This is a genomic window from Salinisphaera sp. G21_0 (assembly GCF_017744115.1).
Classification (GTDB): domain Bacteria; phylum Pseudomonadota; class Gammaproteobacteria; order Pseudomonadales; family Endozoicomonadaceae; genus Endozoicomonas.
In genome coordinates this window covers 1-11,010 of record NZ_JAGHQW010000056.1, presented here as the reverse complement: position 1 = coordinate 11,010, position 11,010 = coordinate 1, and the positions used below count along the sequence as shown (strand labels likewise).

Genomic DNA, 11,010 nt, shown 5'->3' with positions numbered 1-11,010 from the left:
AGCATTTCGACCGCATCCGCAGGTGATCCCCGGGCAGATTGATCAAAGGTTGTAGCTGATTGTCTCGCCCCGGATAATTTGAAAATAGCGGATTGGTGGCAGGAGTAGATGAGTTTCTTCAACCACTGACGTCTATAGACCATTTCAGCAAAATGAACTTATGAACAGAACAGCAGTCAGCTTTTTATATTTTCATGAATTGATGAAATATAATTATGTATAGCCCCCCTGCTGGCATCAGTGGTCAAGACGCAAGACCAGGTAATGACTACAACCAACCGAAAAACCGTGCCGCTTCTTCAAGGCCTGGGCGATATAGACATGCCACAGTCAGACAATGGGATAATCCCCCACGCACTACCCCGGGGCGTAATAAATTTTACCATTCTCCTGGCGCAAACACTTCTCAATATCTACAGAGCCGTTCAGTAAACTCTACTCAAGATTTTAACACCCTCATTAAACAGGAAATAATGGATGATCTGCTGAGTAAATCGTATCGTTTCGGTCATCGCTATGATGGGAAAAATCACGGTCTATATGCCAATTCAATTAAACAATACACGTCAGCTGCTAAAAGACCGTTAAATCAAGCGGAACAAGGCCAGCTGATAAGTTTGCTGCAAAATTTTACAGCAACACGGAGCTGGAGTTGGCGAAGCCTGTCAACAACACTTCATGCATTGACTTCAGCGGGTGTTTTTACCCCTCATAGCCCCATGGATGAGCGTCTCAAGCATACTCAAGCTGCCTTATTGTCAACGCTACTGGATGCAATAATATTTAACTGCAACCAAAGACTGGAAGACAGTGATATTGATGCCCGGGGAATCGCCAACCTGCTGTGGGCCATGGCAAAACTGGTGGACAACGGGCACGAGCAGACACCAGAGTTCAAAGAGGCCGTGGCTGCGCTGTTACCCCACGTAAACGCACAAAAATCTAACTTTACACCACAGGGAATCGCCAACCTGCTGTGGGCCGTGGCCAAACTGGTGGACAACGGCCAGGAGCAGACACCCTGGCTCAAAGAGGCCGTGGCTGCACTGTTACCCGACGTAAATGCACAGAAAGCTAACTTTACACCACAGGGAATCGCCAACCTCCTGTGGGCCATGGCGAAACTGGTGGATAACGGGCATGAACAGACACCGGGGCTTAAAAAGGCTGTGGCCGCGTTGTTGCCCATCGTACGCGAACAGAAAGACCAACTTAATGCCCAGGGAATCATCAATCTGCTATGGGCCATGGCGAAACTGGTGGTCAACGGACTCGAGCAGACAGCTGATCTCAGCGAGGCCGTAGCAGCACTATTGCCCCGCGTGAACGCACAGAAAACTGACTTTAAGCCACAGGGTATCGCCAACCTTCTGTGGGCCATGGCAAAACTGGTGGACAACGGACAGGAGCGAACACCAGAGCTCAACATGGCCGTGGACGCGCTGTTGCCCCACATGAACCCACAGAAAGACCAGTTTGATCCTCAGCATATCGCCAGCCTGCTGTGGGCCATGGCGAAACTGGTGGATAACGGGCATGAACAGACACCGGGGCTTAAAAAGGGTGTGGCCGCGCTGATGCCCTTCGTGAACGCACATAAAAACCAATTTAATGCCCAGGGAATCGCCAACTTGCTGTGGGCCGTGGCGAAACTGGTGGACAACGGGCAGGAGCAGACACCGGGGCTCATAGAGGCCGTGGCCGCGCTGTTGCACCACGTGAACGCAAAGAAAGACCAATTTATACCTCAACATATCACCATCCTGTTGTGGGCCATGGCGAAACTGGGTGACAACGGGCAGGAGCAGATGCCAGAGTTCAACAGTACTGTGGTCGGTCTGCTGCCTTACGTGAACGCAAGGAAAGACCAATTTATACCTCAACATATCACCATCCTGTTGTGGGCCATGGCGAAACTGGTGGACAATGGGCAGGAGCAGACACCAGGGCTTAAAAAAGCGGTGGCCGCGCTGCTGCCCCACGTGAACGCACAGGCAGACCAATTTAATGCCCAGGGAATCTCCAACCTGCTGTGGTCCATGGCGAAACTGGTGGACAACGGGCAGGAACGGACACCAGAGATCAAAGAGGCCCTGGGTACCCTGTTACACCACGTGAACGCACAGAAGTACCAATTTATCCCTCAGCATATCGCCATCCTGTTGTGGGCCATGGCGAAACTGGTGGACAACGGGCAGGAGCAGACAGCAGAGTTCAACGTGGCTGTGGCACGGCTGTTGTCCAATTTGAACGCAACCAAAGACCAATTTATTCCTCAGCAAATTGCCAACCTGCTGTGGGCCATGGCGAAACTGGTGGACAACGGCCAGGAACAGACACCAGGGCTTAAAAAAGCTGTGGTCGCGCTGTTGCCCCACGTGAACGCACAGGCAGATCAATTTAATGCCCAGGGAATCGCCAACCTGCTGTGGGCCATGGCGAAACTGGTGGACAACGGCCAGGAACAGACAACAGGGCTTAAAAAAGCTGTGGCCGCGCTGTTGCCCCACGTGAACGCACAGGCAGACCAATTTAATGCCCAGGGAACCTCCAACCTGCTGTGGTCCATGGCGAAACTGGTTGACAACGGCCTGGAGCCAACACCAGAGTTCAACGAGGCCGTGGCCCGGCTGTTGCCCCACGTGAACGCAACCAAAGACCAATTTCTTCCCCAGCAAATTGCCAACCTGCTGTGGGCCATGGCAAAACTGGTGGACAACGGCCAGGAACAGACACCAGGGCTTAAAAAAGCTGTGGCCGTGCTGTTGCCCTACGTGAACGCACAGGCAGACCAATTTAATGCCCAGGGAATCGCCAACCTGCTGTGGGCCATGGCGAAACTGGTGGACAACGGTCAGGAACAGACACCAGGGCTTAAAAAAGCTGTGGCCGCGCTGTTGCCCCATGTGAACGCACAGAAAGACCAATTCAATGCTCAGGATATTACCAACCTGCTGTGTGCCATAGCGAAACTGGTGGACAACGGGCAGGAGCAGGCATCAGGGCTCAACGAGGCCATGGCCACGCTGTTACCCCTCGTGAAAGTACTGAGAGACCAATTTATTCCTCAGCATATCGCCAACCTGCTGTGGGCCATGGCGAAACTGATGGACAACGGCCTGGAACCGACACCAGAGTTCAACAAGGCCGTGGCCCGGCTATTGCCCCACGTGAACGCAATGAAAGACCATTTTATTCCTCAGCAAATCGCCAACCTGCTGTGGGCCATGGCGAAACTGGTGGAAAACGGAGAGTGGACACCAGGACTTAAAGAAGCTGTGGCCGTGCTGCTGCCCTGCGTGAACCCACAGAAAGACCAATTTGATCCTCAGCATATCGCCAACCTGCTGTGGGCCATGGCGAAGCTGGGTGAACTCGTTGAGCTGCACGTGGTTACCTCTTCGTTCGAATCGTTGCTCTGCCGATTCAGTGACAGCCCTCAGCTCTTTCAGCAAGATATAGCGATGTCTCTCTGGGGAGTAATGGTATGTTGTGCCAGGTTGTCTCTGGCCCCCAATGCCATTAAAAATAGCGTGCTTGAAAAGCACATGGATGACCTGTCCACTCGCCTGGAAAATACATCCCCGGACAATCAAAAGAATCAACAAATCATTACCATGGCTGCCATTTGGTTGGGGAGAGCGTGTCCGATCATCCCCCATTACCGGACAACCATTTCAAAAACTCAGGCCGACTTCCGTGATCAACTCCAATCATGCATGCCCTCTTTGAAGATTGAACAGGAAAAGAGCCTGAATTCATTGCCTCCCGTTGATCTGTTACTGCCAGATCACAACATGGTGATTGAAATTCAGGGACCGTCTCATTACGTAAGTAATGATTTCAAAATCAGGAATGGTTCAACTCTGCTTAAAATAGCACTGCTGCAAAAATCAGGATTTGAGGTCATTGAAATCCCGGCTAACCAGCTTTGGAGCCAGAATTCAATAAAACTATGCATTGATCAAATAAAAGCCAGGGTGGACATCCCGCCACAGGGTCATGGCTGTGTATCACTTAACATCGGATCGGTAGAGGAAACAAACGTTACCGCCGAAAAAAAATCAGAAAAACACACAGACAAATCAAAAAACAGAAAAAGGAAAAGAAAAAAAAGGCACTAACCACTGCCCTTTCATCATGAATCCAGAACCGTGTTAAATTCCGGGGAAGGAAAGTTTCCAGCATTGCGACCGTATCCGCAGGTGATCAATAGGCAGATTGATCAACGGTTGCAACTGATTGTCTCGCCCCGGATAATTTGAAAATAGCGGATTGGTGGCATCAGGAGTAGATGGGTTTCTTAAACCACTGACGTCTATAGACCATTTCAGCAAAATGAACTTCTGAACAGAACAGCAGTCAGCTTTTTATATTTTCATGAATTGATGAAATATAATTATGTATAGTCCCCCTGCTGGCATCAGTGGTCAAGACGCAAAACCAGGTAATGACTTCAACCAACCGAAAAACCGTGCCACTTCTTCAAGGCCTGGGCGATATAGACATGCCACAGTCAGACAATGGCATAATCCCCCACGCACTACCCCGGGGCGTAATAAATTTTACCATTCTCCTTGCGCAAACACTTCTCAATATCTACAGAACCGTTCAGTAAACCCGGCTCAAGATTTTAATGCGCTCATCAAACAGGAAATAATGGATGGTTTGCTGAGTAAATCGGATCGTTTCGGTCATCGCTATGATGGGAGAAATCACGGTCTATATGCCAATTCAATTAAACAATACACGTCAGCTGCTAAAAGACCGTTAAACCAGGCGGAGCAAGGCCAGCTGATACGTTTTCTACAAAATTTTACCGCAGCACGGAGCTGGAATTGGCGAAGCCTGACAACAACGCTTCATTCATTTACTTCAGCGGGTGTTTTTACCCCTCATAAACCCATGGATGAGCGTGTCAAGCATACTCAAGCTGCCTTATTGTCAACGCTACTTGATGCAATAATGTTTAAGTGCAGCCAAAAACCTGAAGCCAGGAATATTGGTGCCCGGGGAATCTCCAACCTGCTGTGGGCCATCGCGAAACTGGTGGACAGCAGGCAGGAGCAAACACTAGAACTCAAAGAGGCCGTGGCCGCGCTGTTGCCTCACATGAATGCACAGAAAGACCAATTTATTCCTCAGCATACCGTTAACCTGCTGTGGGCCATGGCGAAACTGGTGGACAACGGTCAGAAGTGGGTACCAGGGCTCAAAGAGACTGTGGCCGTGTTGTTGCCCCACGTAAACGTACAGAAAGACCAATTTATTCCTCAGGGCATTGTCAACCTGCTGTGGGCCATGGCGAAACTGCTGGACAACGGGCAAGAGCACACACCGGTGCTCAAAGAGGCCCTGGCCGCGCTGTTGCCACAGGTGAACGCAAAGAAAGACCAATTTATACCTCAACATATCACCATCCTGTTGTGGGCCATGGCGAAACTGGTGGACAGCGGGCAGGAGCAGATGCCAGAGTTCAACAAGACTGTGGTCTGTCTGCTGCTTTACGTGCACGCAAGGAAAGACCAATTTATACCTCAGCAAATAGTCAACCTGCTGTGGGCCATGGCGAAACTGGTGGAGAACGGGCAGGAGCAGACACCAGGGCTTAAAAAAACGGTGGCCACGCTGTTGCCCCACGTGAACGCACAGGCAGACCAATTTAATGCCCAGGGAATCTCCAACCTGCTGTGGGCCCTGGCGAAACTGGTGGACAACGGGCAGGAACGGACACCAGAGATCAAAGTGGCCCTGGGCACCCTGTTACACCACGTGAACGCACAGAAAGACCAATTTATTCCTCAGCATATTGCCAACCTGCTGTGGGCCATGGCGAAACTGTGGACAACGGCCGGGAACAGACACCAGGGCTTAAAAAAGCTGTGGCCTCGCTGTTGCCCCGTGTGAACGCACAGAAAGACCAATTCAATGCCCAGGATATTACCAGCCTGGTGTGGGCCATAGCGAAACTGGTGGACAACGGGCAGGAGCAGGCATCAGGGCTCAACGAGGCCATGGCCACGCTGCTACCCCTCGTGAAAGTACTGAGAGACCAATTTATTCCTCAGCATATCGCCAACCTGCTGTGGGCCATGGCGAAACTGGTGGACAACGGCCAGGCACCGACACCAGAGTTCAACGAGGCCGTGGCCAGGCTGTTGCCCCACGTGAACGCAATGAAAGACGAATTTATACCTCAGCAAATCGCCAACCTGCTGTGGGCCATGGCGAAACTGGTTGACAACGGCCAGCAACAGGCACCGGGGCTTAAAAAAGCTGTAGCCGCGCTGTTGACCCACGTACACGCAAATAAAGCCAACTTTACACCACAGGGAATCGCCAACCTGCTGTGGGCCATGGCGAAACTGGTGGAAAACGGAGAGTGGACACCAGGGGTTAAAGAAGCTGTGGCCGCGCTGTTGCCCTGCGTGCCCCCACAGAAAGACCAATTTGATCCTCAGCATATCGCCAACCTGCTGTGGGCCATGGCGAAGCTGGGTGAACTCGTTGAGCTGCACGTGGTTACCTCAACGTTCGAATCGTTGCTCTGCCGATTCAGCGACAACCCTCAGCTCTTTCAGCAAGATGATATAGTGATGTCCCTATGGGGAGTAATGGTATGTTGTGCCAGGTTGTCTCTGGCCCCCAATGCCATTAAAAATAGCGTGCTTGAAAAGCACATGGATGACCTGTTGACCCGCCTGGAAAATACATCCCCGGACAATGAAAAGGATCAACAAATCATTACCATGGCTGCCATTTGGTTGGGGAGAGCGTGTCCGATCATCCCCCATTACCGGACAACCATTTCAAAACCTCAAGCCGACTTACGCAATCAACTCCAATCACGCATGCCCTCTTTGAAGATTGAACAGGAAAAGAGCCTGAACTCATTGCCTCCCGTTGACCTGCTACTGCCAGATCACAACATGGTGATTGAAATTCAGGGACCGTCTCATTACGTAAGTAATGATTTCAAAATCACGAATGGTTCAACTCTGCTTAAAATAGCACTGCTGCAAAAATCAGGATTTGAGGTCATTGAAATCCCGGTTAACCAGCTTTGTAGCCAGAATTCAATGAAACTATGCATTGATCAAATAAAGGCCAGGATGGACATCCCGCCACAGGGTCATGGCTGTGTATCACCTGACATCGGACCGGTAGAGGAGACAAACGTTACCGCCGATAAAAAGTGGCAATCTTCAAATCATGGTTACTTAGCCGCCGAAGAAAATCCAGAAAAGCAAACAGACAAACCACAAAAAAGAAAAAGAAAAAAAAGGCAATAACCGCTTCCCCTTCATCATGACTCCAGAACCGTGTTCACATTCCAGCAAAATGAACTTCTGAACAAAACAGCAGTCTGCTTTTTATATTTTCATGAATTAATGAAATATAATTATGCGCAGAACCTCTGCTGTTATCAGTGGTAAATACGCAAGCTCCGATAAAGATTACAACCAGCCGGATGGCCATGCTACTTCTTCAAGGCGCGTACAATATAGACAGAATACAGTCAGAAAGTGGGATAATCCCCCCCGCACTACCCCGGGGCGTAAGGAATGTTACCATTCTTCTGGCGTATGCCCTTCACAACATCTTCAGAGCCGTTCAGTAATCCCTGCTCAAGATTTTAACGCCCTCATTAAACAGGAAATAATGGATGATCTGGTGAATAAATCGTATCGTTTCGGTCATCGCTATGATGGGAGACATCACGGTCTGTATGCCAGTTCAATTAAAAAATACACGTCAACTGCTAAAAGACTGTTAAATCAAGCAGAACAGGGCCAGTTGATACGTTTGCTGCAAAATTTTACAGTAACACGGAGTTGGAGTTGGCGAAGCCTGTCAACAACACTTCATGCATTGACTTCAGCGGGTGTTTTTACCCCTCACAGCCCCATGGATGAGCGTGTTAAGCATACTCAAACTGCCTTATTGTCAATGCTACTGGATACAATAATATTCAAGTGCAACCGAAAAGCTGAAACATGGGATATTGATGCCCGGGGAATCGCCAACCTGCTGTGGGCCATGGCGAAACTGGTGGACAACGGCCAGGAGCGCACACCAGAGTTCAAAGAGGCCGTGGCCGTGCTGTTGCCTCACATGAATGCACTGAGAGACCAATTTAATCCTCAGCATACCGCTAACCTGCTGTGGGCCATGGCGAAACTGGTGGACAACGGTCAGAAGTGGGCACCAGGGCTCAAAGAGGCTGTGGCCGTGTTGTTGCCCCACGTAAACGTACAAAAAGACCAATTTATTCCTCAGGGCATTGTCAACCTGCTGTGGGCCATGGCAAAACTGGTGGACAACGGGCAGGAGCACACACCAGAGCTCAACGAGGCCGTGACCGCGCTGTTGCCCCACATGAACGCACAGAAAGACCAGTTTAATGGCCGGGACATCGCCAACCTGGTGTGGGCCATTGCGAAACTGATGGACACCGGGCAGGAGCGAACAGCAGAGCTCAACGAGGCCGCGGCCGCGCTGTTGCCCCATGTGAATGCACAGAAAGACCAATTTATTCCTCAGCATATCGCCAACCTGCTGTGGGCTGTGGCGAAACTGGTGGACAACGGGCAGGAGCACACACCAGAGCTCAACGAGGCCGTGGCCGCGCTGTTGCCCCACGTGGATGCAAAGAAAAGCCAATTTATTCCTCAGCATATCGCCAACCTGCTGTGGGCCATGGCGAAACTGGTGGACACCGGGCAGGAGTGGACACCAAAGCTCAACGAGGCCGTGGCCGCGCTGTTGCCCCTTATGAATGCCAAAAAAGATCAATTTATTCCCCAGGCTATCGTCAACCTGCTGTGGGCCATGGCGAAACTGGTAGATAACGGGCAGGAGCACACACCAGGGTTCAAAGAGGCCGTGGCCGCGCTGTTGCCCCACGTGAACGCACAGAAAGACCAGTTTAGTGCCCAGGGTATTGCCAACCTGCTATGGGCCATAGCGAAACTGGTGGACAACGGGCAGGAGCAGACACCAGAACTCAACGAAGCTGTGGCCGCGCTGTTGCCCCGCGTAAACGCACAAAAAGATCCATTTATTCCTCAGCATATCGCCAACCTGCTGTGGGCCATGGCGAAACTGGTGGACAACGGGCAGGAGCGGATACCTGAACTCAACGAGGCAGTGGCCACGCTGTTGCCCCACGTAAACGCTCAGAAAGACCAATTTATTCCTCAGCATATCGCCAACCTGCTGTGGGCCATGGCGAAACTGGTGGATAGCGGCCAGGAGCAGACACCAGAGTTCAAAGAGGCCGTGGCCGCGCTGTTGCTTCTTGTGAACGCACAGAAAAACCAATTTACTGCCCAGGGTATCGCCAACCTGCTGTGGGCCATGGCGAAACTGGTGGACGGGCAAGAGCTGACACCAGGACTAAAAGAGGCCGTGGCCGCACTGTTGCCCCATATAAACGCACAGAAAGCTAACTTTAAACCACAGGAAATCGCCAACCTGCTTTGGGCCATGGCGAAACTGGTGGACAACGGGCAGGAGCAGACACCAGAGTTCAACGAGGCTGTGGCCCGGCTGTTGCTCCACGTGAACGCAACGAAAGACCAATTTCTTCCTCAGCATATCGTCAACCTGCTGTGGGCCATGGCGAAACTGTTGGACAAAGGCCAGGAGCGGACACCAGGGCTTAAAAAAGCTGTGGCCGCCTTGGTGCACCACGTGCACACACAGAAAGCCAACTTTACACCGCAGGCAATCACCAACATGCTGCGAGCCATAGCGAAACTGGTGGAAAACGGGGAGTGGACACCAGGGCTTAAAGAAGCTGTGGCCGCGCTGCTGCCCTACGTGAACCCACAGAAAGACCAATTTAATCCTCAGCATATCGCCAACCTGCTGTGGGCCATGGCGAAACTGGGTGAACTCGTTGAGCTGCATGTGGTTTCCTCTATGTTCGAATCGCTTGTCTGCCGATTCAGTAACAAACCCCAGCTCTCTCAGCAAGATATATTGATGTCTCTCTGGGGCGTAATGGTATGTTGTGCCAGATTGTCTCTGGTCTCCAATGCCACTAAAAATAACATGCTTGAAAAGCACATGGATGACCTGTTGACCCGCCTGGAAAATACATCCCCGGACAATGAAAAGGATCAACACATCATTGCCATGGCCGCCAGTTGGCTGGGGAGAACGTGTCCGATCGTTCCCCATTACCAGACAACCATTTCAAAACATCAAGCCGACTTCCGCGATCAACTCCAATCATGCATGCCCACTTTGAAGCTTGAAGAAGAAAAGAGCCTGAACTCATTGCCTCCCGTTGACCTGCTACTGCCAGAACACAACATGGTTATTGAAATTCAGGGACCGTCCCATTACGTCAGCAATGATTTTAAAATCAGGAATGGTTCGACTCTGCTTAAAATTGCACTGTTGCAAAAATCAGGATTTGAGGTCATTGAAATCCCGGTTAACCAGCTCAGGAGCCAGGATTCAATGAAACTATACATTAATCAAATAAAGACCAGAGTGGACATCCCGCCACAGGGTCATGGCTGTGTATCACTCAACATCGGATCGGTAGAGGAAACAAACGTTACCGCCGAAAAAAATTCAGAAAAGCACACAGACAAATCAAGAAACAGAAAAAGGAAAAGAAAAAAAAGGCACTAACCACTGCCCTTTCATCATGACTCCAGAACCGTGTTAAATTCCGGGGAAGGAAAGTTTCCAGCATTGCGACCGTATCCGCAGGTGATCAATAGGCAGATTGATCAACGGTTGCAACTGATTGTCTCGCCCCGGATAATTTGAAAATAGCGGATTGGTGGCATCAGGAGTAGATGGGTTTCTTCAACCACTGACGTTTATAGACCATTTCAGCAAAATGAACTTCTGAACAGAACAGCAGTCAGCTTTTTATATTTTCATGAATTGATGAAATATAATTATGCATAGACCCCCTGCTGGCATCAGTGGTCAATACGCAAGACCTGGTAATGATTACAACCACCCGGAAAATCGTGCCGCTTC

The 11,010-nt window shown here is 50.6% G+C and carries 4 protein-coding genes; all 4 read left to right on the top strand.

Translation table 11 applies throughout. From position 1 onward, the window contains the following. Positions 1 to 215 precede the first annotated feature (215 nt). A complete protein-coding gene (locus J7439_RS20660; protein ID WP_209203890.1) occupies positions 216 to 4,124 on the top strand; it encodes an RAP domain-containing protein in 3,909 nt (1,302 codons plus the stop codon). A gap of 277 nt (positions 4,125 to 4,401) precedes the next feature. Continuing rightward, positions 4,402 to 5,907 (top strand): hypothetical protein, encoded by a 1,506-nt coding sequence (locus J7439_RS20655; RefSeq protein ID WP_209203889.1) that lies wholly within the window; start codon positions 4,402 to 4,404, stop codon positions 5,905 to 5,907. After that, positions 5,823 to 7,292 (top strand): RAP domain-containing protein, encoded by a 1,470-nt coding sequence (locus J7439_RS27260; protein WP_209203888.1) that lies wholly within the window; start codon positions 5,823 to 5,825, stop codon positions 7,290 to 7,292. Before J7439_RS20655 ends, J7439_RS27260 begins: the two co-directional genes overlap by 85 nt. Positions 7,293 to 7,404: 112 nt before the next feature. Next, complete coding sequence (locus tag J7439_RS20645; RefSeq protein ID WP_209203887.1) at positions 7,405 to 10,650, top strand: RAP domain-containing protein; 3,246 nt, start codon at positions 7,405 to 7,407, stop codon at positions 10,648 to 10,650. Positions 10,651 to 11,010: the final 360 nt, after the last annotated feature.

Coding starts and splice junctions, on each gene's coding strand:
- J7439_RS20660 (WP_209203890.1), top strand. CDS start 216: ATGTATAGCCCCCCTGCTGGCATCAGTGGTCAAGACGCAAGACCAGGT.
- J7439_RS20655 (WP_209203889.1), top strand. CDS start 4,402: ATGTATAGTCCCCCTGCTGGCATCAGTGGTCAAGACGCAAAACCAGGT.
- J7439_RS20645 (WP_209203887.1), top strand. CDS start 7,405: ATGCGCAGAACCTCTGCTGTTATCAGTGGTAAATACGCAAGCTCCGAT.